We start from the raw sequence: 24,032 nt of genomic DNA, 5'->3' as shown, positions 1-24,032 counted from the left end.
TGCGGCACTTACTTCTCCACCTTGTCATAGTAGACCTGGTCTGCATTCAGGCCCTGAGCATAGTTCTTCACCTTGTCGCTTAGCACGACCTGATCGTTGCCCTGAAGCATAAAGATGAAGGGGGAGCTTGCCTGGATCTTCTTCTGCAGATCCTGATAGAGCGCCACGCGCTTGGCCGCATCCTGCTCCTTGACGGCGGACAGCGTCTCGTCCGTCAGCTCGGGGATCACCCAGCCGGCATATTTTGCAGCCGTGTTGGAGGAATTGTCCTTGTTGATGGCAAAGGCACTGGCGTTGGAATGCGGGTCGAAATAATCCGGGATCCAGTAGCGCAGCGTCATCTCGAACTTGCCGGAACGGCCGCGGGCATAGATGTCGCTTGCAACACCTGGCTGGATGTCCAGCGTGATGCCGGCCTGCGCGAAGGTCGACTGCAGCGACTGCGCGATCGACAAGAACGGCTGGTCGTTGAACACGATGAATTCGACCTTGAACGGCGTCTTGATGCCGGCATCGGCCAGGGTCTTCTTTGCCTTCTCGACATCGAGCTTGAAGGGCGTATCCGTCAGTGCACCGGGGAAGCCGACAGGCAGGAAGGCCTGATGCACCGTGCTCTGGCCTCGAAGCAGGTTCTTGGCGATGCCGTCATAATCGACGAGGTAGCGGGCGGCTTCCCAGAAGGCCGGATTGCCGAGGGTCGGATTGGCCTTGGTGTTGAGGAGGATATAGTCGGTGCGCGCAGAGGGTACTGCGAGAACCTTGAGGCCGCTCTTGGTCTTCAGCGCTTCGATCTGGTCGGCTGAGAGGCCGCGCGCGATATCGGCATCGCCCTGTTCGACAAGCAGGCGGCGGGCGCCGACATCGGGAACATTTCGGATGATGACGCTATCGAGCTTCGGCTTGTCGGCGGAATTGGCGTTGGCCTGCAACACCAGCGCCTCATGCGGCGTATAGGTCGCGATCGTGTAGGCACCGCTGCCGGCCGAGTTCGTCTTCAGCCAGGCATTGCCGAAATCGCCGTCCTTTGCCTGCGGCTCGACGGTCTTTTCGTCAACGATCGAGGCGATCGGCGCGGTCAGCAACGAAAGCGCAAAGCCCGAACCGACATCGGCAGACCAGCTAAGCTTTACATGCTTGTCGTCCACCTTGATGATGCCGGCATCAACGTTGTCAGCTTTCCAACCGAGCTCATTGAGAATGAAAGCCGGCGATTTGTTCAGCTTGACGGCACGCGTCAGCGAGAAGATCACGTCTTCGGGACGGACCGGATTGCCGGAGGAAAACTTGCTGTCAGCGAGCTCGAACGTCAGGCTGCGGCCATCGCTGCCGGCTGTCCAAGACGCAGCGAGCGCCGGTTCGATCTTCGTGCCGTCTTGCCGGTTCGATTGAACGAGACGCTGATAGAGATTGTTGAAGGACTGGACCGTCGTCAGCTCGAAGCCTTCGGCCGGATCGAAGCTGACGGCATCGTCGATCGACTGCGCGACCACGAGCACGTTCGGCGGCGTTTCAGCCTGGGCGGCCGATGTGCCCAACAGGAGTGCCAGACTGAAGGCCGTGCCGAGCAACCGCGCACGAGAAGCAATAATTGACATGGGGTGAACTCCCTTAAATGCTTTTGTCATATAGCGTTCTATTTATTCGCCGTGCCCCGCCGGGGTCCAACTACAGGCAAGCATTTAACAATCTCCTCCGAAGCATGCAGGCAAAAACGATCCAGCTTTTTGCGATTTTTGCAAAAAGTTTTCCCCGAGATCTTTCGGCATCCAGAGCGATATCAATCAATTCGCTTAAAGGCGCCCGCCGCCAGCTATCTGGCATCTTCTATTTCAGCCCGCACCTAGAATATCTCCGGCAAAATCTCCATTTTCTAACGTCCATCCAACCGGTTCGTTCGGATTCCATTCATGTGAAATGGATAGGCTGGCAACACACAGCTCAGCGATCCGCACGAAAGGCCGACACCCACGATAGATCAGCCTTTCATTCGTCAGGCGCGGCTCTGACGAAGGAGATAATGATGGAACATGATGAAGATTCGAAATTTGAACGGCAGCGCTATGCCAGAAAGGCGCTTCTGACCATCTTTGTTTGCACCGCCCTGGCGGCCCTGGGAGCATGGCTTATCCAGCCCGAAGCCGCCTCGGCCAAACTGCATGGGCCTTCCACGCAGCCAACGGCGTCCACTCCTTCGCTCCAGACAATTTAACGCAAAATTGGCAAGCGCCGATCTGGCGGCCGCTTATTCCTCTTCAATCCCGCGCCGAGTGCATCGGGAAATGCGGCCGAGAATGTGCTTCCACAAGCCTTGGAAGACGTCATCCTTCCACTGATTGCCTGTTCGTTGCCTTCTTCCGGGATCCGGAGCTTTCTGACGATCGCCAGCCCTCTCGATTCATCGATATGGCAAGGTCGATCGGTGCTCGAAAGTCAGCTCTTCACAGCTACCACCCGTCTCACCTTATTGTACGCCATGACCAGCCAAGCTTCGATTCTGGAACTTCATTTCAGAATGAAACACAATTGAAGCATCACAGCCCTCATATGGCATCAACATCAACCAATCTCGGAAATATTTTCTCCATAACTCGCCGAAATTGGCAAACCCGGCAATCGCCAGCGGCTTCGTTACCAGATATTGTCGATCAAGGTACTAGACAATCGGGATTCGACGGACATACACTTGGTAGATGAACGCGCGCCAGAGCAAGAAAGCGATCACAGTCTTGATCTCAACCGGAACGGCCACGTCGATGCTGACGGCTTTCTCTTGGATATGGAGCTGATGAATGCTGTATGATCCAAACATGTCCCGATCGCGCTGGCCGCTGCCGTTTCGTCGGCAATCATGGGAGACATTGATTGGCCTGGTCTCTGTAATCCTGCTGGTCGGGATCATATGTGCAAACCTGCCTAGCACATGGACCACGGAGCGAAACGTATCTGTGGCTTCTTCGAACCGCGCCGGACATTGACGGATTGAAATCGCTCCGCTGCTGATGCGAAGCGATCGGAAATCCTTGTCGGATCGACCTCTTGTGTGCGCCTACATCGACTAGCCGAATTCGACAGTTGCGAACGCGAGAGCTGCATTAAGGCCTGTGTTCCATCGCCGGAATCGGTCCTCTGCGCGACGAATTCCCCATATTCCCGATGAAGGCCATTCGCGTGAGGCTTTGGTCCAAAGCATCGTGAGACCCACGCCCCAACTCACTCGACTGAAGCCCAAGAAGAGGAACAGACTGGGACGACGCTCTGTTTTACCGACAGATCCGTCAATGACGGACGAATAGAAGGTGAAAGGAGATTCTGATGAAAACGAAAATACTTAGCGTTGCGGCACTCGCGCTTGGCCTGACCGCCGGATGTGCCTTTGCCCAATCGTCGACCGTCACCGGCGCCGCAGGTGGTGCTGTTACCGGAGCCGTTGTCGGTGGCCCGATCGGGGCTGCCGTGGGCGGCGTAGCTGGCGCCATCGTCGGCACCGCCATCGATCCGCCGCCCCAGAAGGTTGTCACCTATGTCCGCGAACAGCCCCTGCCTGAAGAAGGAACGGTTGTCCGCGAGCGAGTGATCGTCGGCCGGTCGCTGCCGGATACGATCGTTGTACGAGCCGTTCCGGAAAATCCGCGATATGCCTATGCGATCGTCAACCACGAACGCGTGATTGTCGAGCCTTCCTCGCGCAAGGTTATCCAGATTCTTAACTAACCATTGTGGGGAGCGGGAAGCCGCTCTCCATCCCCCTCCCGGACTCGGCATGGCTGCATCCATTCCGATCGAAACGAGAAGGCGTCCGATCTGCGACTTCCCTTAAAATCCGGTGCTTCCTCGCAATGGCCTCCACAGGCAGTTATCGCACTGCATTTTATACGTGGTCGCCTGCGTCACCAAGCAAATTGCCTATCGCCGGATCAAGCAGCGTCTGGGGCGGAAGGCCCGACCCGGCGATAGAGCCGGTGGGCGGACCGGCTAGGGATTGGCGTGCTTTGACGCCAAACTCGTAAAGTCAAACTCGCGAACGATGACTGCGCAAACCGTGCCGTCACAGGCGCCGCACGATCGGCATGTTCATCGCAAGCGCTGCTAATGCAGGGCCTTCAATTGGCAGTCGCCGTATTGCTCTCGGACGGCGCCGCAGTTTCAGATTTATCTTCCAGTGCGTCACGGACTTCGGCGATTTTTCCGCTATTTGTTCCGACGCCGAGAATGCTCTTTGCTTCCGCAAGCGTCTGGTTCGTCACCGGCTTGTTCGACAGCTGCTCCAGCGCTGAACGCAAGGCATTGTCGCTGAGGGCCGGATCCGTCGGCACAGCCGTCGTTCCATATTGCATTTCGAATTCCGCATATGCCTTCACATAGGCGGAAAGCGCCGCCATCTTAGGATCTTTCGAGTTCAAATAGGCATGATAGTCTCGCTTGAGCGAGCTAAGACGACCTTCACCGGGCTTTGAGACGTGCGTCTTCGAACTTGCACTATGGCCTTTGGAGTGTTTGTCCGCATGATGCCCCAGCAATGACGATGAAGCCCCCTGTGCTGTCGTCGTATTCGTCGAAGTGCTGCTTGCATCGTCGCTGCCGGACTTTTCATGACCGGAGTTTCCTTCGCCATGGCCGCCACCATTGCCATTGCCATTGCCGCCACCGTTTCCGCCCTTGGCGAACGCCGTATGCATGAAACCGACACTAGCTCCTCCCAGGGGAGCAAGGGCGAGCACTAGGCCGAGGCTTGTTGCACCAATAATGGAATGGATTTTCATGCGCAGTTCCTTCATAAAACGTCCACTGCCTGCGGCAGCGGCGACATCCGGCAAATCAATGCGCACTAGAATATTGCCGAAATCCCAGGTTTCTATATGGGTCCGACCTATGCCTTGAGCATTAGGACCATAGTCTGATTGATCTCATCCGATGGTCTCTTAGATTGTGTGCGCCGAACGGCAATACTCTCTTCACGGGACAAGGCGACCAGTGCCGACATTGCAACAGTTGACACTCCATCCCACTGGGATAGCTATACGAGGTTGGGAGATCAGTGCTGATTATGCCAGTTCTGCGAGCAAACCATAAATACAAGCTATCTCTGGCAGGTCTCATCGAACGCTGGAACTCCCAATCCTTGGCCAGACAGTTCCTGCTCGCCGGCGGCTTGGTGGCGCTCTGTGCGATGCTCGTTGTCGGCTCTTTCGTTGCCAGCCTGATCGAAAATGCAGTGACGCGGAATTCCGCCGCGACGACGGCCCTCTATGTTGACAGCGTCATCGCCCCGCTTCTGCCAGATATGCAGACCACTCAGGCTCTCGATGATACGGTCACCCGCGCTCTTGACGAAACACTCGGTCAGGGCGCGCTTGGTACGCGGCTGTTTTCGTTCCGATTGTGGCGTACCGACGGGACGATCCTCTATTCCAACAACAAGGATCTTTCCGGCAAGCGATTTCCGCTCTCAGACAGTCTCAAGACGGCTTTTTCCGGCCGAATGGTCGCCAAATTCAACCGGATTGACGATGTGGAAAGCGTTGCCGAACGCAATAGCGGCAAACCGCTCCTGGAAATCTACAATCCCGTGCTTCAGCCCTGGTCGGGCAAGGTCGTCGCCGTCTCCGAATTTTACGAGGTTGCCAACGATTTCGAATGGAGCCTCACTCAGGCCCGCCTGTTGAGCTGGCTTGTCGTTGCCTTGTTCACACTGACATTTTTCGCTCTCCTGTCGATCATCGTCCTGCGAGGCAGCCGCACCATCGACAATCAACGCAAGGCGCTCAATGGCCGTATCGGCGAACTGTCGACGCTTCTTCGACAGAATGAGGCGTTGCGAGCCCGTGTTCAACGCGCGACCCAGCGCGCAGCAGCGCTTAACGAAAGCTATTTGCGCCGTATTGGCGCCGACCTGCATGACGGCCCCGCCCAATTGGTCGCTTATGCCTCTTTGCGGCTGGACAGCCAAACCCTCGTCAGCCCCACGGCCTCGCCGGACGAGCGCGAGGCCTCGCTACGCACTATCAAGTCCAGTCTCGACGACGCCATGACCGAAATCAGGAGTGTTTGCAGCGGACTGATGCTGCCTCACATCGAGACGGACAACCTGACCGATCTCCTGAGGCGCGCAATCCGTGCCCACGAACTGCGCACTGGCGTCGCCGTCGCGCTTCTGGTCGGTACAACGCCGACAGACCTTTCGACCTCCGCGAAGATATGCGTCTATCGCTTTGTCCAGGAAGCCTTGAACAATGGCTATCGTCATGCAGGCGGCATCGGACAAAAGGTCGTGCAGGCCTTGGAAGACGGCCAGATCGTGATCGAGGTTACCGATGAAGGGCCGGGATTCGATCCGAAAGAGGTCGGCCCGCAGAAGCTTGGCCTTGCCGGCCTCAGGGATCGGGTCGAAAGCCTCGGCGGTACCTTTCAACTTTTATCGTCGAACCGGGGAACCATCGTTCGCATGTCCCTGAACATCGAGGAAATGGAGCAGGCATGAGAGCCTCAATCAGTTTGGCGGTCGTAGACGACCACCCTCTCTTCAGGGAGGGCGTTATCCGGAGCCTGACCGAAATGGATGGGTTTAGCATCGTTGGCGAGGGCAGCAGCAAGGAGGATGCGTTGCGCATAGCAGCAGAACACCGTCCGGACATCCTGTTGCTCGACATTTCCATGCCGGGAGGAGGACTGGATGCCATCTCTCTCATTCTCGCGCAGATACCCGATCAGAAGATCGTGATGCTGACGGTCTCCGAGGCAAGCGACGACGTGATGGCGGCGCTCAAGAGCGGCGCAAAAGGTTATGTTCTGAAAGGCGTTGGATCACGGACCCTCGCCGATATCATTCGCAGCATTGCCGCCGGTGACAGCTATGTCGCACCGACACTATCGGCTCGTCTGATTTCGGAAAACGGATCTGGTACGCAGATCAATCCCTTCAGCGCATTGACGGATCGCGAACGGGAAGTGCTGGAGCTGGCTTCTGCTGGATTGAGCAACAAACATATCGGACTGAAGCTTGATCTGCACGAAAAAACCATCAAGCATCACATGACGCAGATCTTTGCCAAGCTGGAAGTGAGCAATAGAACGGAAGCTGCGATGGCATTCCGGGATGAACTCGAAAGGCGCCGTCAGTGAAGGAATGATTTGAGCCGCTGCTCGTCGGCGATCGTCGCATTGCGATTGACGATGGTGCGGCCCTTTGAATCCTTCATCACATAGCGTCCGCTCCGTATATTTTCGCTCATGCCATCCTTGTGATGAACGGTGATCGAGCCGCCGCCATCATCAGTGGATTGATCGGAATCGACCTGGCTTTGCGTTGCGCTCTTGGTGCCGGACGATTGGCCATTGGCGTTGCCGTTGCCATTGTTGCCATTTCCGTTCCCATTGTTGCCGTTCCCACCTCCATTGCCGCTGTTGCCACCGCCATTCCCGTTGCCTCCCCCATTGCCGTTTCCGCCGCCGTTACCATTGCCGCCGCCATTGCCGTTACCCCCTTTGGCCTCGACTATTTGCTGCGTAAATATCGCGGAAGCACCGTGAATTTTAATAGTGTAAGGGAGTGCTGTGCTGACCATGGTCAGCAACAGGCACGGCAAAGCAGCAATAAGCTTTCGACGCAACAACACCTACAGCCTCCTGAGGCTCCGATTGGCTCCGTCGCCCGAACACATCATCATCTAGCGCCGATTGGCAAGGATCTCCGATCCATATCAAATCGCCGCAACACTGCGATGGGTCAAGTCTTATCGATCGGATGGACCTCCACTTGGACTTCAGCAACCATGGCAAAGACCTTTCGCCAACCTGTCATCAGACTAACGTCCAAGAAGGAACTGGACCGAAGCCCAATTGCATGATTGCGTTATTGAAAACGACTTCGTCGGGTCGATATGTCTGCGGACACACCGACGCCTTGCCAATGCAAAATACTATGGCCGGGAATCCAATAGTGCCTCTGCAAAAGATCGCACTCAATATATCGATGCCTGCGCAATCGATCCGACACGAGGGGAACTGCAATGACCCAGCACTGGAGGATATTTCTAGCCCGTTCCGCGCCGCCGGGTGCAATATTGGATTTCTCGGCAGCCGAGTTCGCTCTCGAGGTCGCGATCAATTTGCGGTATTGCCTGAACCTAGTACGACCAACACCGGAATGTATCGATTTGGCTGACCTCGTTTTGCTGCGAGCCAGAAACTATGGCGAGGCAAGAATGGGTCACAAGCCACAGCTATTCGCAGAGGCAGAAGATGCACTTGCCAGTGCAACAAGGCTGCTCGCGATCGAACTTGAATATTGCGCAAAACAGAACATGAAAGGCAGCTGCGAACAAGCCGCCTGAAATCTTCGCCATGTTACCCGCCGCGATAAAAGCGAAAAGCGTTGGCGATGGGTATGATTTGCCAATGGCATATCAAGAAGAAATGTAGGCCGGTCGGAACTCGGGCGATCGCCTTCAACGATACCAGACATCACGGTACGATGTGCGGCTTCTAGCGGCTGTTGGTTGTCCAAGAAACGCGGCGATGCTGTTGGCCCCGGAGGCCTCCTGCGGCGGCGCATACCTTAAGGGTATGCGCTCGAAAACAAGGCTTAGTTGCCGCGAGCGCCGCTGACAGCGTAGGGGATATGCGAGCGGGCGATGCCGAGATCACGAAGAACATGGTCGTCGAGGGCGGAAAGCTCGCGTATGGCTCTGCGCTGTTCGCTAAAGCGCTTAATCTTCTCAATTACTCTCATTTTTACGGTCTCCTTTGCTGACGCACTGGAGATAGGCATTTATCCGCCTAAATAAAATGCACATGCCTGCAAGATAGCCATGCCACTTTTGCAGGGCTCATGACGGCGAGATTGGGTGCTGAACTTTACCATCGGCTCCGAAGCCCTATTGACCGAGTGCGCTGGCGTGAGGTCCGGATCGTCAAATCAGCCGATTGTAGATGAGGTAGCGTCATGCGGCTCAAATTAACCTGGCTGCATCAAAGGCTGCCACGAAGGATCAAAGCAAGGGGGAGACGTCGTATGCGCTCTTCTGTTTTCCGCCCTGAAAGCCGGGCCAGCAGCATCTCGCCGGCGGAACGCCCAAGCGCGGCACTATCGACGCCGATGGTGGTCAAACCGGGTGGAATTTCGGCGGCGATATCGCTATCGCCGAAACCGACGACCGCAAGGTCCTCGGGAACCGAAATGCGGCGACGGCGAGCTTCCATGATGCAGCCAAGCGCAAGCAGATCGTTCCCGCAGAACAGGGCTTGAGCGCCGGTCTTCCTTTCCAGAAGGTCCGACAGGCATCGGCGCCCGTCGGAGGGGCCAACCACATCGTCGACGAGCAACTCGCCGACCAAATCGAGCCCCGCCTCATGGCAACCTTCACGGAAGCCCTTCAGGCGCAAAGCGCCACGGCCGCCCTTGCGGCCGATATAGGCGACCTTCTTGTGTCCCTGCCTGGCAAGGCTCGATGCTGCAAGCCTGCCAGCCTCGGTATTCGAGAAGCCGACCAGCATGTCGATCGGGTCACGGGGCAGCGCCCATGTCTCCATGATCGGGATGTCGAGGCCCCGCAAGACCTCGCGGTTCGCTTCGAGCTCGATGACCCCGGTGAACATCACGGCAGCGGGCTTCAGCGCTTGCAACGAGCGGATGGCGGCCGTTTCGCGTTCGTAGGAGTAGGATGTCTGGCCGACCAGAAACAGGTAACCGGCGGCCTCCAGAACCTCCGCGCAGGCATGCAGGGCAAGCGCGAACTGCTCGCTGAACATGTTCGATGCAAAGGCGAGGACGACATTGGATCGCCCGCTTTTCAGCGCGCGGGCAAAGGGATTGACGCGATAGCCGGTCTGCTTCACCGCCTGAAAAATGCGCTCGCGTTTTTCTGCGCTCACCTGCTCGGGATTGCGCAAGGCGCGCGATACGGTGATCGGCGCGACATCCGCCAGCCGCGCAACGTCTCCGATACTGGCGGAGGCCCCATCCGGCACCTGTCCGCCGATCTGCATCGTGCCTTCGGCGGCGGAGGCCGGAATGCGGACGACATCGTCATAAATGACGGTCTCATCATGTGCATCCCTTTGATGATCAACCATGAATATTCGGCCCCACGCTACCGTCTCAGTCCTTGATTATCCGTCCGACCTGAATGAGGCAATCGCCGGCTTGGCACTGCGTGTGCAGGCGGCGGGAAATGACGATGCCGGCTGCGGCGAAGTGCAGCTCTTCCTCGAGCTCTCCAAGACGCTCGAAATCATGGTACCAGCCTGCGACATCGCCCTCTTTCACCTCTGCGCCGATATCGACGGCCGGCTCGAACCAGCCTGTGCGGCTGGCGTAGATCGCCTGATCGTGCGAGTCGAGCTTCAGCAAACGGGTTGTCTGGGGTGCGGAGCGCGTCCGCAGCAGCGATTTGTCGGTGATGCCGGCTGCGATCAAAAGGCTGTTAATGGCGAGCGCCGAAATCGACATGGTTTCAGGCGTCACCGTGCCGCCGCCGCCGAATTCGCCACTGATGCCGATTGCGCCGGCGCGAGCGGCCGCGGCCATCGATGTCGGCGCGTCCACGCCGTTTCGGGCGATAAAGGCATAGGGCATGCCGAGAGCTTTCAAAAGCTCGGTCGCCCGCTTGTGGCGCTCTGGATCGTCGCTCTCTTCGATCAGTCCGGTCAGCAGGTGAGCCATCGACGTTCCGCCGGAATGCAGATCGAAAACGATATCGTGGCGAGGGAAGAGATCATGCTCGAGGAAATGGGCCATGCGGCTTGTCGGCGTACCCTCGAGGCTACCCGGAAAGGCGCGGTTCAGATTGCCGCCGTCGAGCGGCGAGCAGCGGCGCGCATTCATCACTGCCGGCATGTTGGCGAAGGGCAGGATCGTCAATGTGCCGCGAATGTCCTGCGCCGTCACAATGCGGATGAGGCGCACGAGATTGATCTCACCCTCATATTCGTCGCCGTGATTGCCGGCCATCAGCAGGACCGAAGGGCCTTCGCCGTTGCGAACGACGCATATCGGCGTGCGAACATGGAAATAGGGCGATCGGTCGACGGAGAACGGGGCCGAAAGCCAGGCGGAATGCTTGCCGTCCGCGTTGAAGTCGATCGAATGGAATAGTCCGGTATGCATGAGGTGCCTTCCGCGCCGGATGCCCGGCATTTGCATGAGCGGTATTGGTCTAAGGGCTTGAAGGCCCGCCGGAAGGCGGGCCTGGAATTGCCGCTGATCTTACATGTGCGGAAGGGTCTGCTCTTCCTTGAAGAAGGTCTTCTGCAATTTCGCCAGATCACCGTTCATGCTGTGATAGAATAGGAATGTATTGATCCAGTTGAGGAAATTCTGTTCCCCCTGCTTCACCGCGACATGAGCCGGCGATTGGCGGATGAGGAAGGCAAGCGAGACCGGCTTGCCGGGGTTGTCTTCCGTCACCTTCGCCGCAATCGCGCTGTTTTCAGCAAAATACTGCGCCTGCCCTGCCAGGAATGCCGAGATTGCCGAGGGTGTATCCTCGAACCGGATCAGCTTGGCATCCGGTGCATTGTCCGTCAGCCATGTGTCGAGCGTCGAGCCCTTGGCGACGGCAATCTGCTTGCCGGCGAGGCCGGCGACATCCGTGATCGGAGCACCGGGGGCACCGAAGACGCCCAGGCTGACCGCGGCATAGGGCTGGGAAAACATCACCTGCTGCGCCCGCTCCGGCGTGGCGCCGGCTGCGGCGATCAGCACATCGATCTTGTCGGCAAGCAGGCTCGGAATACGGCTCGGGCCGGTCAACGGCACGATTTCGAGCTCGGCATTCAGGTCCTTCGCCATCATGCGGGCAAGCTCGACATCAAGACCGGTGTCCTTGCCATCCGCACCCTTGTACCCCCAGGGTGCGGCATCGAGGAGCACGCCGACGCGCAGTTTGCCGTTCGAGATGACGTCGGCCAGCGTATCGGCACTGGCTGGCAAGGTAAGGCTCGCAAGCGCGAAGACCGCCGCGAAGATGCTGCTCAGAAATTTCATATCATTCCCCTTTTGTCGAATGGCTTCCTTCCGCCGGTCAATGACTGTGATGACCGATGAAACTTTTCAGCTCGGGCGTTTGCGGATTGGCAAAGAGGCTCTTCGGGTCTCCCTGCTCCCAAACGCGGCCTTGATGCATGAACACGAGCTTGGTCGCGACGTTACGCGCGAAGTTCATTTCATGGGTGACGAGCACCATCGTCATGCCCTGTCGGGCCATCTCCTCCATCACTTTCAGCACCTCCCCGACCAGTTCGGGGTCCAACGCGGAAGTGACCTCATCGAACAGCATGAGGTGCGGCGACATGGCGAGGCAGCGGGCAATGGCAACACGCTGTTGTTGCCCGCCCGAAAGCTGCTCGGGATAGGCGCGGAGCTTGTCGGCCAGGCCGACGCGCTCCAGCACCGAGAGCGCAAGCGCGCGAGCGGCCGGTTTTTCAACCTTGCCCGTCAGCACGGGCGCCAGCGTGACATTGCGCTCGATGGTCATGTGCGGGAAAAGGTTGAAGGCCTGAAAGACGATGCCGACCTTCTGGCGCATGGCGCCCAGATCGCGCATATCCGCCGATACCGCTTGGCCTTCGAGCAGGATCTCGCCCGCCTGGATGGTTTCAAGCGCATTGATGCAGCGAAGCAATGTGCTTTTGCCGGAGCCGCTGCGTCCGATGATGGTGACGATCTCCCCCTTCTCGATGTCGAGCGAGACGCCCTTGAGGACCTCGAGGTGGCCGTAGTTCTTGTGGACGTTCTTGATTTCAACGAGCGCCATTGAGCTGCGCCTCCAGCTTGCGGGACCAGGTGGTCAAGGGAAAACAAATGGCAAAATAGATGCCGGCGATCAGCAGGTAGACGAAAAGCGGCTGGAAGGTTCCGGCGCTGACCACCTGCCCCGCACGCGCCAGCTCGACAATGCCGACGACTGAAGCGAGCGACGTGTTCTTGACGAGCTGCACCAGAAAGCCGACGGTTGCCGGGAGCGCGACGCGGAATGCCTGTGGACCGATGATGTGGAGGAATTGCTGCCGCCAGGAAAGGCCGAGACAGGCGCCAGCTTCCCACTGAGCCTGTTTGACCGCCTGGATGCCGCCACGCCACACGTCGCCGAGAAAGGCGGCCGTGTAGATGGTGTAGGCGGCACCGACCGCCACAAGCGCCGGCACGTCGGTCCCAAGCAAGACCGGCACACCGAAATAGAAGAACATCAGCAGCCCGAGCAGCGGGATACCCTGGACGAGATCGATGAAGGCGCTCGCGGTGAAACGCGGCAGGATGGCTTTGCCGCTGCGGGCAATGGCCAGCAGCACGGCCAACGGCGCGCCGAATGCCAAGGCCATGGCCGCCATCAGGAAGGTCCATTCCAGCGCCGTCAGAAGGAAGAGGAAATCGGAGAATGTGAACGAACGCATCGTCTGACCCTATCGGCGCGTCGGCCAACGGAAGACCATCCGGCCGATGACGGCAAAGGCGATCTTGAAGAGAATGACGAGCGCGAAATAGATCGCGCAAATGAGCGTATAGACCTCGAAGCTGCGATAGGTGCGGCTATCGATGAAGCCAGCGACATGAAAGAGCTCGTCGGCGGATACCTGCGAGGCGATCGACGTGCCGAGCAACAGAAGCACGAACTGCGCCGTTACGGAAGGATAGATATTGCGCAGGGCGGGTGGCAGCACGATACGCGACAGCACCTGCCAGCGCGTGAGGCCTAGACATAATCCGGCTTCGACCTGGCTGCGGGGAATGGAGTCCAACCCCGATCGAATGATCTCGATCGCATAGGCACCGAAATAAGTGGAGAGCGCGACGATTGCCGCCTGTATTGGCGAGAACTTCAGGCCAAGGCCGGGCAGAACGAAGAAGATGATGAAGATTTGCAGCAGCACGGGTGTGTTGCGAATGACCTCGATATAGGTCCTGATCGCATATCGGACAGGCTTCGGTCCGCCGCGCAGAAGCACTGCCCCGGCAATGCCGATGACGATGCCGGCAGCAGCGGCAACGAAGGTCAGCAGCAAGGTCGTCATGACCCCGTCATATAGCTGCGCCTCGTAGCGCCAGATGGGTCTGAAATTCAGTTGCGGCATGTCCCGCTCCCAGAGCTTTTCCGCTTTTCTTTGAAAAGCGAAAACGCTCTATCCTTTTGTTTCTACGTAATTCCGGACGGAAAACCGCTACGCACTTTTCCTGGAATTGCTCTAGTGAAAATAGGTGCGGTAGCGATGCGCAATCCGACCGGCGGCATCGGTGACATAGAAAAAGCGCCAGCGGTCGAAACAGGTGCAGGGATGCGAAATGCCGAACTCGACGATATCGCCGATCCTCACGGCGCAATCACCCGCGACTGCCAGGAACGCATGCTGATCGTTCAGCTTCGTCACCTTCGCCTTTGATGACAAATCGCCGTCCAAGGCGGCGCCGTCCCTGTGAAGCACAAGCGGCACAGGCTGGTCCTGGTCGAAGGAGACGTCGCGCATTCCCATGCCGACGATGGCAAGCCCCGGCTCCGGCACGGAAATGACCTCGGCCCAAAGGCGCATGGCAGGCTTGAACCTCTCATTGGCGACGAAGGGCTTACCGTCGAGCATCAACAGGGCACGACGATCCAATGCCTCGAAACCGCGCCTGTATATACCGTGATCGGAAAAGAAGATCGCGCCGGAACGCAGCAGCAAGGTCGCGTTGCCATCAGCCTTTGCGACCGGCATCAAGGCGTCGATGACGCGGTCGAAATGAGCGGAGCCACCTGCAGACAGCAATAGGGTTTTATCCGGGTTGGCCTGACGGGCGAGAACAAAGGTCTCCGCCGTCAAAGCGAACAGGGCAGCCATGTTGGCATCCAGCCGTTCCGGCGTCTCGCCGGTGACCGCGCCTTCATAGGTACCGACCCCGGCAAGCGTGAGGGATGGGGCGGACGTGATGACATCGATGATCTCCCTTGCCTGCGAAGTGGTGCGCGCGCCGGTACGACCGGCTCCGACCTCCACAAGAACCGGGAGAGGCGTTTTATCCCATCCGTGGAATGCCTCGGCCAATGCGCCTGCGGCTTCCGTCGAGTCGACAAAGCAGAAGATCTCCGCCCCGGAAAAGGTATCCGCCAAGCGACGCAACCGCTGAGCCGATGCAGTTCCGCCGATCTGGTTGGCGATCAATATGGTTTTGACGCCGGCGGCCAACATGATTTCGGCCTGCTGCAGGTTCGCAACCGTCGCGCCCCAAGCACCGGCTGCGATGAGATCATGCGCGATCTCCGGACACATCGGCGTCTTGGCATGCGGCGCGATCCTTGCGCCATAGGCACCGAGGAGAGCAAAAAACGTATCGCGATTGTGACGGTAGATATCCTCGTCGACCGTCAGCGCCGGCAAGGCAAGCTGGCCGCCGGCTGGGCGCAAGTCTTTGTAGAGTGCTGCCTCTCCCTCGACGACGGCCGTTGAACCCCGCACTTCCTGAGACATGAATTTCAACTCGATCCCCATTTGGTAACGTTATCATTTATGATCGTGTAACACCCGATGGTAACGTTGTCATTTTGAATCTGCGATGCCTCGATATTTTTCTGCAGAGTTTTCCTGCGGGGCAAAGGAGGCCCGCTTCGTCATCCTATCGGAGGCCTCATGCCGAGGGGTTGCGAAGCGACGCCCGCGTATGCGAGCGGCACCCAAGCCATGACGATCTCGTCGGCCACGCTCCATTCTGATCGGGGCCAATGTAATGCCGATCGCCGTTTAGAGACCGTCTACTGCCATCCGGACCCAGTCCAGTCGCTTGGCCGGAACCAGACCATAATTGTAGAAATTGATGCCGTCGGCGCCTGCGTCGATCGCCGCCCTGCTGCGGGCGGCGAGATCGGCACCCGAGGTGATCTCGGGATAGAAAAGGCGGCAGCCGAAGCCAAGATATTTCTCTGGTCCCAATGCCTTGCGCCCGCTGTCGATAACGGCCGCCACGGTATCGGGCTGCATGTCGTAGCAGCAAAGGATGGCTCCGTCGCAGATATCGCCGACTGCCTCAAGGTCGACGCCGCCGAGCCAGCCATCCTTCAGATCGATAAGCACGATCTTGGTTGCGGGATCGGCCTCGTCACGTATTTCCTTGACGAGACTGGTAACCGGCTCCGTCCGCCATTGCAGATAGGCGTGAAGATCGGGCCAGGCCTTGAAGACATCGATGCCGCCGGAAGGGAAATCCGGAAACTGCTTTTCGGGGGTCTCGCGCTCGCACATCGCAGCGATAAAACTGGAAACCGTCCGGCGCGCCGCATCGGCGTTCACCCCTGCCTTTGCTGCGCGTGCCATGCAATGATCACAGAAGCAAAGCGACAAGAGGAAATCATCCTCGGCATTCAGCCCGACGCCATCCTTTTCGTGATGGAACTCATGTGCAAAGCCCATGAAATTCGGGCTTTCCAGCTCCAGCATATCCGGCTTGTAGTGCGTCGTGACATTCTTGACGAGGGTGACGACATAGTCGCGCGCCGCCGGGCTCGAAGGGCAAAGATTGTAGTAGTTCGGATTGCCGAAAGCGTTACGGGTGACATGGTTGGGATGCAGCATGCCGAGCCGTGTATTGTGCAGGCAGACGGTCCAACAGGACACCCTAAGGTCGCCCCTCGATCGCTCGTCGATGAGGGCCTGCAGCATGTCGCCGTGTTCGACGACATGCTGTGCCATCAGCGGACGGATCTCCTTGTCCTGCCACAGCGCCTCATTCAGTCGAAAATAGACCGTGCCATCCTCCGGGAAATAGGCTTTCCTCATAGGGCTGCGTGGTTGGAGGAAACGGCCGGCGTGGTAGGACGTCGCAAGGCTGATCGTATTGAGGCCGGCGCGATCGCGCAGATCAGCAACCAGGCCCGCGATACCTTGTTCCTGAACATCCCAGGGATAGGTCCACATGGAGAGATGTCTGGGCTCAAGCGTCATATCCTGCATTTTAGTCCCCGCTTGTGCCGTCCGGCTCTAACCCGAGACGGTAGGTAAGATTGGCCGTCGTGAAGAAAAGGTCACCTTGTTCTTCGTTGCTCAACGCTGCCGCCACGGTTCGGAAAACATCATAGACCTCGTCAAAGGAGGCATGCAGCCCGGCAACGGGAAAATCGCTGGCAAACATCGCCCGCTTGGTACCGAAGCATTCGAGGCAGTGCACGATGACCGGCCGCAGGCTTTCCAGTGTCCATTGCGGATCATAGGCGGCAAGATCGGAAACCTTGATCCGGACATTGTCCGCCCGCGACAGCTCTCGCAACCCGTCCCGCCAGGCCGTCATCCCCTCGAGACTGCGATCGGCCGGGCTGCCGCAATGATTGACGACGAACATCATGTTGGGAAAATCCGCGACCAGCCGGACGGCCTCATCGAACTGCCAGGGAAACAACATCAAATCGAAGACGAGCCCAAGCCGCTCGGCATGTCGCAGCCCCAAGCGCCAGCGATCGTCCTGCATCAGCCCCTTCGTCTTGGCAAAGCTCTTGGCCGGCTCCACATGCCAACTCACGATGTCGCGCAATCCGACGACGCGAGCATTTGCCGCCTCGGCCTCGATCCGGGATGCGGCGTCGGGGCTATCCAGCGGAACGCGGGCGATGTAGCGGCGGGCAACTCCACCTGCCTTGTCGAGCGTATCGAGCCATGCCGTTTCCTCAGCCAGATGTGCCTGCGACCAGCCGGCTTCGACATGAACGGTGGCGACAATATTCTGCCCCCTGGCATCGGCTAAATAATCCGTCGTACCATAGTTGCGGCGGATGGGTTCGATGCTGCCGAAGACCATCTCCTCATCGGCACCGCTTTTTCGGCGGAGCCAGGGATGACGATCGAGGGACAAATCCCAGAGGTGATGATGAGGGTCGATCACCGGGCCTGCGTAACGCGGGCTCATCGCCGCGCCTCCCGGCCTGAAATCAGCAGCAGCGCCAGGATAAGCGATCCGAACATGATCGAGCGCCACCCGGCCGATGCATTGACGACTGTGATGAGGGCCGTCGTCGTCACCAGCAGGATTGCGCCTGGAATGGTGCCGGCATAGGTGCCGCGTCCGCCAAGAATGGAAGTGCCTCCAAGAACGACGGCGGCGATGGACGTCAGGAGATAGGGATCGCCGATCCCGACGTAACCCTGCCTGTTCATCCCCAGGACCAGCATGCCGGCAAGACCTGCAAAGAACCCCGATAGCCCATAGAGGATGAGGGTATTGCGGATCACACTGACACCGGACAATCGTGCCGCAACCACATTGGCGCCGAGCGCCAGAAAGCGCGCACCCATGGGCGTTCGATGCAAAAGCACCAGAACGGCGGCAGAGACGAGCACCCAGAGGATGATGCCCGCCGGAATGCCGAAGGGGCGTGCCGAGCCGAGCAAGATGACGGCGGCGTTCGTTACGGAAACCGCGCTGCCGCCAGCGACGATCACCAGAAGCCCCTGCAGAAAGGTTGCCATCGCCAGGGTCATGATGATCGGCGGCACGCGCAGGAAGGCAGCACCGGCGCCGTTGAGCACGCCGATCGCCGTCGCAAGCATCAGCGACAGGACGATGCCGACAAGGCCCGTCGGATCCCAGCCCGGCGAAATCAACGGCAGCATGATCGCCGTCACGGTAATGACCGCACCGACCGACAGGTCGATGCCGCTCATGACGATCACCAGCGTTTGGCCGGCGGCGACAATGCCGATGACGGCGGAAAGTTCGAGAATATATCGCAGGTGCCCATAGGCACCAAAGCCGCGCAGCGTAAGGCTCGCGATCACCCAGACGATAGCGACCAGGATCAGAGTCAGCAGCGGCGGATGGCGCAGCAGCGACTTCAGATGGGAGGAGAGAGCGCTCATTTCGTCCTCCAGCGCTGTGACAGTTCGGGAATGGCGACGGCTCCGACGATGATCAGCCCCTGCGCCACATATTGCGCAACCGGCGGGAAGCCGAGGAAGAACATCACGTTGATCATGACGGACAAGAGCAGGCTACCGCAGATCGCTCCGCGCATTGTGCCTTTGCCGCCGAGAAAGCCGACACCGCCCAGGACGGCACCGGCGATCGAATTGAGGGTGAAGGGATTGCCGATGACCGGATCTCCCGAACCTGTCTGAGCTGCGACAAACAGGCCGGCGAGCGTGGCCAACAGGCCGGAGATCGCAAAAGCCGTCACTTTCATCACTTCGACGGGCACGCCGGATCGAAAGGCGCCGACCGGATTTTCGCCTGCCGCATAAATGCCGAGCCCGACCGGCGTCGCCAAAAGAAGCTTCCATCCGATCAGCGTGGCGACGAGCAGGCTGAACGCAACGGGCCGGTCGCCGGCCAGCAGGTCCGAAAACCAATCCGGGATAAACCCGCCCGGACGCGGCAGGATCAACAGGGCGATGCCGCCGATGATGAAGGAGCCCGCCAAGGTGACGATGATCGCCGGAAGCCTAAGATAGGCGACGATAATGCCGATCAGCGCACCGATCAGCAGCCCTGCTGCCGCGACAATCGCAATGCCGCCGACCGCACCGATGGCGTCGCCGCCCATCATCGTTGCCGCTATGACCGCCCCCAGGCTGACTAGTGGGCCGATCGCCAGGGTGATGCCGCCATTCAGCATCAGAAGCGTCTGCGCCATCGTGACGAGAGCGAGCGGAAACCAGTTCTGGGTGAATTTCGAAAATCCGCCAAGGCCGAAAATGCCTGGAAACAGCCAAGCATACAGGAGCAGGAAGGCCGCAACGACGATATAGAGGCCGCCGATACCGCGGTTGCGCTGCCGCTGGATGCCCCAATAGAGCCGCGAAGATATGGATCCAGCCGTCATGCGGCAACTCCTCTTTCAGAAACGCCCATGGCCGCGCCGACGATCGCTTCCTCGGAAATCGCCTCCCGCTCCAGCAAGGCGACATTCCGGCCTTCATTGAAAACGAGGACCCGGTCACAGAGATGGACCAGCTCGGGCGTGTCCGAGGAGAGCAGGACGACCAGCCTTCCCTCGGCCGCGAAGGCACGCAGCATGAGATAGATTTCCCGCTTCGTCTCGATATCGACGCCGCGGGTGGGGTCGTTCAGCAACAGGACGGACGGCGATCGCGGCAGCCATTTGGCAAGGGCGACCTTTTGCTGGTTTCCGCCCGACAATGCCTGGACGGGGCGCTGCGTATCGCCGCGAATGGTCAACCGCGCGGCAAGATCGGCAACAAGACTGCGTTCGGCCGAGCGGTCACGCAGGAACTTGCGGGCTAGATCACCTATATTCGGCAAAACCAGGTTCGATGCGATCGAATGCGGCAGGATCAATCCTTCTCGCTTTCGATCCGCCGGAACATAGGCGAGCCCCGCCGCATTGGCGGATCCGACGTCGGCAAACAGGCCGTGATGCGCGCAAATGCTTGCCTCCCCCGCCGAAGCCGGCAGCGCGCCATATAATCCCAGCAGGAAATCTTCCTGGCCCTGGCCCACGAGGCCACCGATGCCGACAACCTCCCCGGCCCGCGCGGAGAAATTCACGCCACGGACCATTCCTGCCGAAAAGCCGCTGACATTGACGAGTTCCCGGCCGGATGGCGCAGGCACCCATGCCGGAAAAAGATCGCCGGCATCCCGCCCGACCATCAACCGCACGAGGCCCTCCGCATCGACATCCGCAAGCGGCTGGTCTGCGGTCACAACCCCATCCTTCAGGATCGTCACGTGAGAGCAGAGCGCGCGCACCTCATTCAAGCGATGGGATATGAACAGAAGAGCGACGCCTTCATCGCGCAGTCGCATCATCAGTGATGACAGGATGCCGGCCTCGTGCGCCGACAGCGACGATGTGGGCTCATCGAGGATCAGCACCTTCGGCTTGCGAAACAGCGCCTTGGCGATCTCCACCAGCTGCCGACGGCCGAGCGAGAGATCACCGACCGGCGTGTCGAGATCCTCCTCCAACCCGACGAGCTCGCAAACACCGCGCGCCTGCTCGTGAAGCGCGCGATAATCGACAAAGCCGAAGCGCCGGGGATAGGCACCCAGCCCTATGTTCTCGGCGATCGACAATTCCTGCATGAGGCTGAGCTCCTGCTGGACAACAGCAATTCCGGCCTTGCGCGCGTCTGCCGGGGAGAACCGGGATACTTCCCGGCCGTTCAGTAATACTTGGCCGCTGTCCGGCACCAGCGTGCCGGACAGAAGATTGATCAGCGTCGACTTGCCCGCCCCGTTTTCACCAAGCAAGGCGTGGATGCGCCCCGGCTGCAGCGCGATATTCACGCCCTTGAGCACGGGATTGCCGAAAAAGCCCTTGAAGACCTGCTTTGCCTGAAGCAGGGGCGGACGATCGATCATGTTTTGAACCTTCGATGTATGCCGGCGATCTTACTGCGCCAGCAGCTTGTCGAAGAGAGCTTGATCATAGTCGGAGTAGATATAGCCGTCGGCCGGAAACTTGTCCGCCCGAGCAAGATAGCCCCCGATATTGCTATCGTCGATGACCGGCAGCGGCACCTTGACGAAGTGCGGGACCGTCTTGCCTTGCAGAGCCTGGACGGCCGTGTACACGGAAAGGGCACCGAGCCAATTCGGCTGCATCGTCGCCCAACCCTTCAATCCCTTCTGTTTCCACAGCTCCAGGAATTGCCGGGCGTTTTCACCGGTCGTCGGCACCGGATCGCGGCCTTGCCGATCGAAGGCAAGCACGGCGCCAGCGGAAAGAGCGCCGCCCAGGGAAAGCACACCGTCGATTTCCGGATTGGCAAACAGAAGGCTGGTCATGGCCTCCTGGGCAGGTGCGACGTTATATTCGGTGTTCGTCTCTGTGATGACCTGGAGGCCCTTGTTGGCATCGAGCACGGGCTGCGCGCCTTTGCGGCGATCATCGCTGACGGAAACGCCGGCAGGTCCGTTCATGATGATGATCTTGCCCTTGCCGTGCAGCTGATCGACCATCCATTGCGCAGCCTTCTGGCCCCATTCGTTGGAATCGGTGTTGATCTTGGCCGTCAGATTATCGGTATCGACGAGACTGTCGAAATTGACGACGGCGATCCCCTTCGAGCATGCATCGGAAATGACACGATCGAGCGCGGTCGAAGAGCCCGCCTCAACGATGATCGCATCGACGTTGGCGTCGATCATCGACTGGATCTGCTGGATCTGGGTTTGGGCATTGCCTTGCGCGTCGGTAATTTTCAGATCCTTGACCAGGCCCTCTTTCTTCAGAGCGGCGACCTCGTCGGTAATGGTGCCTTCGGTCTGCTTCATCCAGGTCGGGACGGAGTAGATGTTGGCCCAGCCGATCGTATAGGGTGCCTTGCGATCACCCTTGATGCAGTTTGAGGCGGCCAATGCCGTGCTCGAGGTCGTTGCGAGCAGCAGCGCGGCGACGGCGATACCGCTGAGAAGCGACACATGCGGTTTCGAATTTTCCAGGACATTCAAATTCATTGTGTTCCCCTTTTTTGGCAGTTCGGTCTTGCACTAAAGGTCTTTATATTTTGTCCAAAATAGCGGACATTAAGCTATAATACTGGACAAGCCACAGCTTAGGATATTTTGTTGAGTTGACAAGAGCGACGACAAGCATTTTGCAGGATGGTAACGCCATGGCACCGGCGCGTTCCTACCTTACGGTTGACGACGCTTGGCCGGTCTCGACAATGGATTGCATGCGCCTGTCCGCAGCCGCCCGCGGAAAGAACTGGAGAACAAGGATGGATGCCATAAACGATGATGCGATCGCCAGGCGGGCGCGAGGTCTTGACCGGGCCTTCGAGATCCTCGATTTCCTTCGCGTGCATCGCGCGCCCATGAAACCGAATGAGATTGCCACTCATATCGGCGCGCCGCGATCATCGGTCTACGAGTTGGTCAATGTGCTGCTGCGCAATGGCATTCTGGAATATGCCGACAACGAGAAACGCGTCTATCTCGGACGCAAGCTGTATCTTCTGGGCGCAGCTTACGAGGATCAGTTCGATTTCATGGCCGAGTGCGACAAGGTTCTTGAGAAGATTGCGACCGAAACTCGTGAAACGGCGCAATTCTGCATGCTCGACGGTAATAAATATACCGTCGTGCGGATGCGCGAGGGCGCCCGGCCGTTCCGTATTTCGTCGGATGTCGGGCACCGCGTTCCGATACCGTGGACCGCATCCGGGCGCTTGCTCGTCGCCCACATGAGCGATGATGAAATTATCGATTTCATTCCGAAAGAGGATTTCCTGCTGCCGAATGGTCAATGGCTGGAGCCGGCGGCTTTCATTCGCGAAGTACGAGAAGCGCAAGCAGCTGGTGAATTCACCTTCAACAGCATCGTCGACAGCTTCACACACTGTTTTGCCGTGCCAATCAAGGATGACACCGGCCGCCATTCCGCGACGATCTGCCTTGTCGCACCAAGGGAAGACGGAATACGCAACCGCGCACATTATCTCGCTGTTCTGAAAGAACATGCCGAAGCCCTCGGCGCGCTGCAATTGTCAAGCCGTCGCTCCGCCGGAAACCACCATCCGAGACCTGGCTCATAGTAGCAGCAAGGGCCGCGTGTCTCTATCCCGCGGCCTGTACATCTTTCCATTTGGAAAATGTTGCAGCCTGCCCGCGTAAATTGCCGTCTCGGTCCACGAGCTGCCAGACGATGCCGTCCTCGATCCAGAAACGCCGTCCGGATTTCGCAATCCTCAGGCCGCGATAGTTGGAGATGAAACCGTTGCGTGTCACCGCATCCAGCAACTGCTGGCGCTCGGCGCGATTGGGGAGCTCGGCCGAAAGCCGCGAGGGCAGCGTTACAAATTCGTCCCAAGGATATTCGAAGCAATTCTGGGCGGCTTTGTTGGCGTAGACGAAACGCGGATCGGCATCCCTGTTGTGAGCAAGGACCACGAAAGGCGCCTCATTATAGAGCCAATCAGGCCCTGCTTCCGAATTGGCGAGCGGAATACCGACAATGCGTTGAAAACTGTCGGTCAGAAGTTCGAAAAAGGCTCCGTCAACCGACAAATTGACGGCGTTGCTTTCAGGCCTGTCAGTCATCTGTGCTCTTCCTGCCGTTCTGGGCATCGACGGGAGCGATACCTATCAAATTGCGGCAAAGATCAAAAGC

General features: G+C 58.7%; 24 protein-coding genes. 6 read left to right on the top strand and 18 right to left on the bottom strand.

Annotation, left to right across the window (positions count from 1 at the left end; all coding sequences use genetic code 11):
- Window positions 1–8 precede the first annotated feature (8 nt).
- The gene (locus AC13Q5_RS19990) at window positions 9–1,595 is read right to left on the bottom strand and encodes an ABC transporter substrate-binding protein (RefSeq protein ID WP_488502893.1); all 1,587 of its coding nucleotides are present in this window, start codon (window positions 1,593–1,595) and stop codon (window positions 9–11) included.
- Between the two features lie 104 nt (window positions 1,596–1,699).
- Here AC13Q5_RS19990 and AC13Q5_RS19985 point away from each other — a divergent pair, with 104 nt between their 5' ends.
- Window positions 1,700–2,209 carry a hypothetical protein gene (locus AC13Q5_RS19985; RefSeq protein ID WP_488502892.1) on the top strand — a complete coding sequence of 170 codons (510 nt, stop codon included), beginning with the start codon at window positions 1,700–1,702 and terminating at the stop codon, window positions 2,207–2,209.
- Between the two features lie 1,103 nt (window positions 2,210–3,312).
- Window positions 3,313–3,711 carry a DUF1236 domain-containing protein gene (locus AC13Q5_RS19980; protein ID WP_075852941.1) on the top strand — a complete coding sequence of 133 codons (399 nt, stop codon included), beginning with the start codon at window positions 3,313–3,315 and terminating at the stop codon, window positions 3,709–3,711.
- 389 nt (window positions 3,712–4,100) lie between these two features.
- Here the strand turns inward: AC13Q5_RS19980 and AC13Q5_RS19975 are convergent, their stop codons facing one another.
- Window positions 4,101–4,814 (bottom strand): hypothetical protein, encoded by a 714-nt coding sequence (locus tag AC13Q5_RS19975; RefSeq protein WP_457880454.1) that lies wholly within the window; start codon window positions 4,812–4,814, stop codon window positions 4,101–4,103.
- 230 nt (window positions 4,815–5,044) lie between these two features.
- On the opposite strand from AC13Q5_RS19975, the gene AC13Q5_RS19970 reads away from it, so the two are divergent.
- Window positions 5,045–6,478, top strand: a complete 1,434-nt coding sequence (locus tag AC13Q5_RS19970; RefSeq protein ID WP_143525420.1) for a sensor histidine kinase — start codon at window positions 5,045–5,047, stop codon at window positions 6,476–6,478.
- The gene (locus tag AC13Q5_RS19965) at window positions 6,475–7,119 is read left to right on the top strand and encodes a response regulator (protein WP_075852940.1); all 645 of its coding nucleotides are present in this window, start codon (window positions 6,475–6,477) and stop codon (window positions 7,117–7,119) included. Before AC13Q5_RS19970 ends, AC13Q5_RS19965 begins: the two co-directional genes overlap by 4 nt.
- Here AC13Q5_RS19965 and AC13Q5_RS19960 read toward each other — a convergent pair.
- On the bottom strand, window positions 7,113–7,613 hold the full coding sequence (locus AC13Q5_RS19960) for a hypothetical protein (RefSeq protein WP_457880453.1): 501 nt from the start codon (window positions 7,611–7,613) through the stop codon (window positions 7,113–7,115). The genes AC13Q5_RS19965 and AC13Q5_RS19960 overlap by 7 nt on opposite strands.
- A 393-nt stretch (window positions 7,614–8,006) precedes the next feature.
- On the opposite strand from AC13Q5_RS19960, the gene AC13Q5_RS19955 reads away from it, so the two are divergent.
- Window positions 8,007–8,330 carry a hypothetical protein gene (locus AC13Q5_RS19955; protein ID WP_075852938.1) on the top strand — a complete coding sequence of 108 codons (324 nt, stop codon included), beginning with the start codon at window positions 8,007–8,009 and terminating at the stop codon, window positions 8,328–8,330.
- Window positions 8,331–8,581: 251 nt separating this feature from the next.
- Here the strand turns inward: AC13Q5_RS19955 and AC13Q5_RS19950 are convergent, their stop codons facing one another.
- The 14 genes from AC13Q5_RS19950 to AC13Q5_RS19885 form a co-directional block, all read right to left on the bottom strand.
- Window positions 8,582–8,728: a DUF1127 domain-containing protein gene (locus AC13Q5_RS19950; protein ID WP_075852937.1), complete on the bottom strand. Its 147-nt coding sequence runs from the start codon at window positions 8,726–8,728 to the stop codon at window positions 8,582–8,584.
- Window positions 8,729–8,967: 239 nt separating this feature from the next.
- Window positions 8,968–10,071: a LacI family DNA-binding transcriptional regulator gene (locus tag AC13Q5_RS19945; protein WP_075852936.1), complete on the bottom strand. Its 1,104-nt coding sequence runs from the start codon at window positions 10,069–10,071 to the stop codon at window positions 8,968–8,970.
- A gap of 25 nt (window positions 10,072–10,096) precedes the next feature.
- Window positions 10,097–11,104, bottom strand: a complete 1,008-nt coding sequence (locus AC13Q5_RS19940) for a M14 family metallopeptidase (protein WP_488502891.1) — start codon at window positions 11,102–11,104, stop codon at window positions 10,097–10,099.
- A gap of 99 nt (window positions 11,105–11,203) precedes the next feature.
- On the bottom strand, window positions 11,204–11,983 hold the full coding sequence (locus tag AC13Q5_RS19935; RefSeq protein WP_488502890.1) for a transporter substrate-binding domain-containing protein: 780 nt from the start codon (window positions 11,981–11,983) through the stop codon (window positions 11,204–11,206).
- 37 nt (window positions 11,984–12,020) lie between these two features.
- Entirely contained in the window at window positions 12,021–12,752 is a 732-nt protein-coding gene (locus tag AC13Q5_RS19930; protein ID WP_488502889.1) for an amino acid ABC transporter ATP-binding protein, read from the bottom strand.
- The gene (locus AC13Q5_RS19925; RefSeq protein WP_488502888.1) at window positions 12,739–13,389 is read right to left on the bottom strand and encodes an amino acid ABC transporter permease; all 651 of its coding nucleotides are present in this window, start codon (window positions 13,387–13,389) and stop codon (window positions 12,739–12,741) included. The genes AC13Q5_RS19930 and AC13Q5_RS19925 overlap by 14 nt, the downstream gene beginning before the upstream one ends.
- 9 nt (window positions 13,390–13,398) lie before the next feature.
- Complete coding sequence (locus AC13Q5_RS19920; RefSeq protein WP_457879363.1) at window positions 13,399–14,067, bottom strand: amino acid ABC transporter permease; 669 nt, start codon at window positions 14,065–14,067, stop codon at window positions 13,399–13,401.
- Between the two features lie 111 nt (window positions 14,068–14,178).
- Entirely contained in the window at window positions 14,179–15,438 is a 1,260-nt protein-coding gene (locus tag AC13Q5_RS19915; protein WP_488503032.1) for an alanine racemase, read from the bottom strand.
- A 270-nt stretch (window positions 15,439–15,708) separates the two neighbouring features.
- The gene (locus tag AC13Q5_RS19910) at window positions 15,709–16,914 is read right to left on the bottom strand and encodes a hypothetical protein (protein ID WP_488502887.1); all 1,206 of its coding nucleotides are present in this window, start codon (window positions 16,912–16,914) and stop codon (window positions 15,709–15,711) included.
- A gap of 1 nt (window position 16,915) precedes the next feature.
- The gene (locus AC13Q5_RS19905) at window positions 16,916–17,860 is read right to left on the bottom strand and encodes an amidohydrolase family protein (RefSeq protein ID WP_488502886.1); all 945 of its coding nucleotides are present in this window, start codon (window positions 17,858–17,860) and stop codon (window positions 16,916–16,918) included.
- The gene (locus tag AC13Q5_RS19900; RefSeq protein ID WP_488502885.1) at window positions 17,857–18,810 is read right to left on the bottom strand and encodes an ABC transporter permease; all 954 of its coding nucleotides are present in this window, start codon (window positions 18,808–18,810) and stop codon (window positions 17,857–17,859) included. Before AC13Q5_RS19900 ends, AC13Q5_RS19905 begins: the two co-directional genes overlap by 4 nt.
- Window positions 18,807–19,772 carry an ABC transporter permease gene (locus AC13Q5_RS19895; RefSeq protein ID WP_488502884.1) on the bottom strand — a complete coding sequence of 322 codons (966 nt, stop codon included), beginning with the start codon at window positions 19,770–19,772 and terminating at the stop codon, window positions 18,807–18,809. Before AC13Q5_RS19895 ends, AC13Q5_RS19900 begins: the two co-directional genes overlap by 4 nt.
- Window positions 19,769–21,277: a sugar ABC transporter ATP-binding protein gene (locus AC13Q5_RS19890; protein WP_488502883.1), complete on the bottom strand. Its 1,509-nt coding sequence runs from the start codon at window positions 21,275–21,277 to the stop codon at window positions 19,769–19,771. Before AC13Q5_RS19890 ends, AC13Q5_RS19895 begins: the two co-directional genes overlap by 4 nt.
- 30 nt (window positions 21,278–21,307) lie before the next feature.
- Window positions 21,308–22,375 (bottom strand): ABC transporter substrate-binding protein, encoded by a 1,068-nt coding sequence (locus AC13Q5_RS19885; RefSeq protein WP_075852927.1) that lies wholly within the window; start codon window positions 22,373–22,375, stop codon window positions 21,308–21,310.
- Window positions 22,376–22,641: 266 nt separating this feature from the next.
- Here AC13Q5_RS19885 and AC13Q5_RS19880 point away from each other — a divergent pair, with 266 nt between their 5' ends.
- Window positions 22,642–23,457: an IclR family transcriptional regulator gene (locus AC13Q5_RS19880; protein ID WP_075852926.1), complete on the top strand. Its 816-nt coding sequence runs from the start codon at window positions 22,642–22,644 to the stop codon at window positions 23,455–23,457.
- A 22-nt stretch (window positions 23,458–23,479) separates the two neighbouring features.
- On the opposite strand, the gene AC13Q5_RS19875 is transcribed toward AC13Q5_RS19880, so the two are convergent.
- Window positions 23,480–23,962, bottom strand: coding sequence for an MEKHLA domain-containing protein (locus tag AC13Q5_RS19875; RefSeq protein WP_488502882.1), 483 nt, complete (start codon window positions 23,960–23,962; stop codon window positions 23,480–23,482).
- Between the last annotated feature and the right edge of the window lie 70 nt (window positions 23,963–24,032).

The organism is Martinezella sp. CNPSo 3964 (genome assembly GCF_057784375.1).
Note: the sequence above shows the minus strand (reverse complement) of the source record. Positions and strands in the feature narration are given on the sequence as shown.

What these genes read in the sequence shown, in the direction of transcription:
- AC13Q5_RS19990 (WP_488502893.1), bottom strand. Translation starts at nt 1,595, where the DNA reads ATGTCAATTATTGCTTCTCGTGCGCGGTTGCTCGGCACGGCCTTCAGT.
- AC13Q5_RS19985 (WP_488502892.1), top strand. Translation starts at nt 1,700, where the DNA reads ATGCAGGCAAAAACGATCCAGCTTTTTGCGATTTTTGCAAAAAGTTTT.
- AC13Q5_RS19980 (WP_075852941.1), top strand. Translation starts at nt 3,313, where the DNA reads ATGAAAACGAAAATACTTAGCGTTGCGGCACTCGCGCTTGGCCTGACC.
- AC13Q5_RS19970 (WP_143525420.1), top strand. Translation starts at nt 5,045, where the DNA reads ATGCCAGTTCTGCGAGCAAACCATAAATACAAGCTATCTCTGGCAGGT.
- AC13Q5_RS19965 (WP_075852940.1), top strand. Translation starts at nt 6,475, where the DNA reads ATGAGAGCCTCAATCAGTTTGGCGGTCGTAGACGACCACCCTCTCTTC.
- AC13Q5_RS19955 (WP_075852938.1), top strand. Translation starts at nt 8,007, where the DNA reads ATGACCCAGCACTGGAGGATATTTCTAGCCCGTTCCGCGCCGCCGGGT.
- AC13Q5_RS19950 (WP_075852937.1), bottom strand. Translation starts at nt 8,728, where the DNA reads ATGAGAGTAATTGAGAAGATTAAGCGCTTTAGCGAACAGCGCAGAGCC.
- AC13Q5_RS19945 (WP_075852936.1), bottom strand. Translation starts at nt 10,071, where the DNA reads ATGGTTGATCATCAAAGGGATGCACATGATGAGACCGTCATTTATGAC.
- AC13Q5_RS19940 (WP_488502891.1), bottom strand. Translation starts at nt 11,104, where the DNA reads ATGCATACCGGACTATTCCATTCGATCGACTTCAACGCGGACGGCAAG.
- AC13Q5_RS19935 (WP_488502890.1), bottom strand. Translation starts at nt 11,983, where the DNA reads ATGAAATTTCTGAGCAGCATCTTCGCGGCGGTCTTCGCGCTTGCGAGC.
- AC13Q5_RS19930 (WP_488502889.1), bottom strand. Translation starts at nt 12,752, where the DNA reads ATGGCGCTCGTTGAAATCAAGAACGTCCACAAGAACTACGGCCACCTC.
- AC13Q5_RS19925 (WP_488502888.1), bottom strand. Translation starts at nt 13,389, where the DNA reads ATGCGTTCGTTCACATTCTCCGATTTCCTCTTCCTTCTGACGGCGCTG.
- AC13Q5_RS19920 (WP_457879363.1), bottom strand. Translation starts at nt 14,067, where the DNA reads ATGCCGCAACTGAATTTCAGACCCATCTGGCGCTACGAGGCGCAGCTA.
- AC13Q5_RS19915 (WP_488503032.1), bottom strand. Translation starts at nt 15,438, where the DNA reads ATGTCTCAGGAAGTGCGGGGTTCAACGGCCGTCGTCGAGGGAGAGGCA.
- AC13Q5_RS19910 (WP_488502887.1), bottom strand. Translation starts at nt 16,914, where the DNA reads ATGCAGGATATGACGCTTGAGCCCAGACATCTCTCCATGTGGACCTAT.
- AC13Q5_RS19905 (WP_488502886.1), bottom strand. Translation starts at nt 17,860, where the DNA reads ATGAGCCCGCGTTACGCAGGCCCGGTGATCGACCCTCATCATCACCTC.
- AC13Q5_RS19900 (WP_488502885.1), bottom strand. Translation starts at nt 18,810, where the DNA reads ATGAGCGCTCTCTCCTCCCATCTGAAGTCGCTGCTGCGCCATCCGCCG.
- AC13Q5_RS19895 (WP_488502884.1), bottom strand. Translation starts at nt 19,772, where the DNA reads ATGACGGCTGGATCCATATCTTCGCGGCTCTATTGGGGCATCCAGCGG.
- AC13Q5_RS19890 (WP_488502883.1), bottom strand. Translation starts at nt 21,277, where the DNA reads ATGATCGATCGTCCGCCCCTGCTTCAGGCAAAGCAGGTCTTCAAGGGC.
- AC13Q5_RS19885 (WP_075852927.1), bottom strand. Translation starts at nt 22,375, where the DNA reads ATGAATTTGAATGTCCTGGAAAATTCGAAACCGCATGTGTCGCTTCTC.
- AC13Q5_RS19880 (WP_075852926.1), top strand. Translation starts at nt 22,642, where the DNA reads ATGGATGCCATAAACGATGATGCGATCGCCAGGCGGGCGCGAGGTCTT.
- AC13Q5_RS19875 (WP_488502882.1), bottom strand. Translation starts at nt 23,962, where the DNA reads ATGACTGACAGGCCTGAAAGCAACGCCGTCAATTTGTCGGTTGACGGA.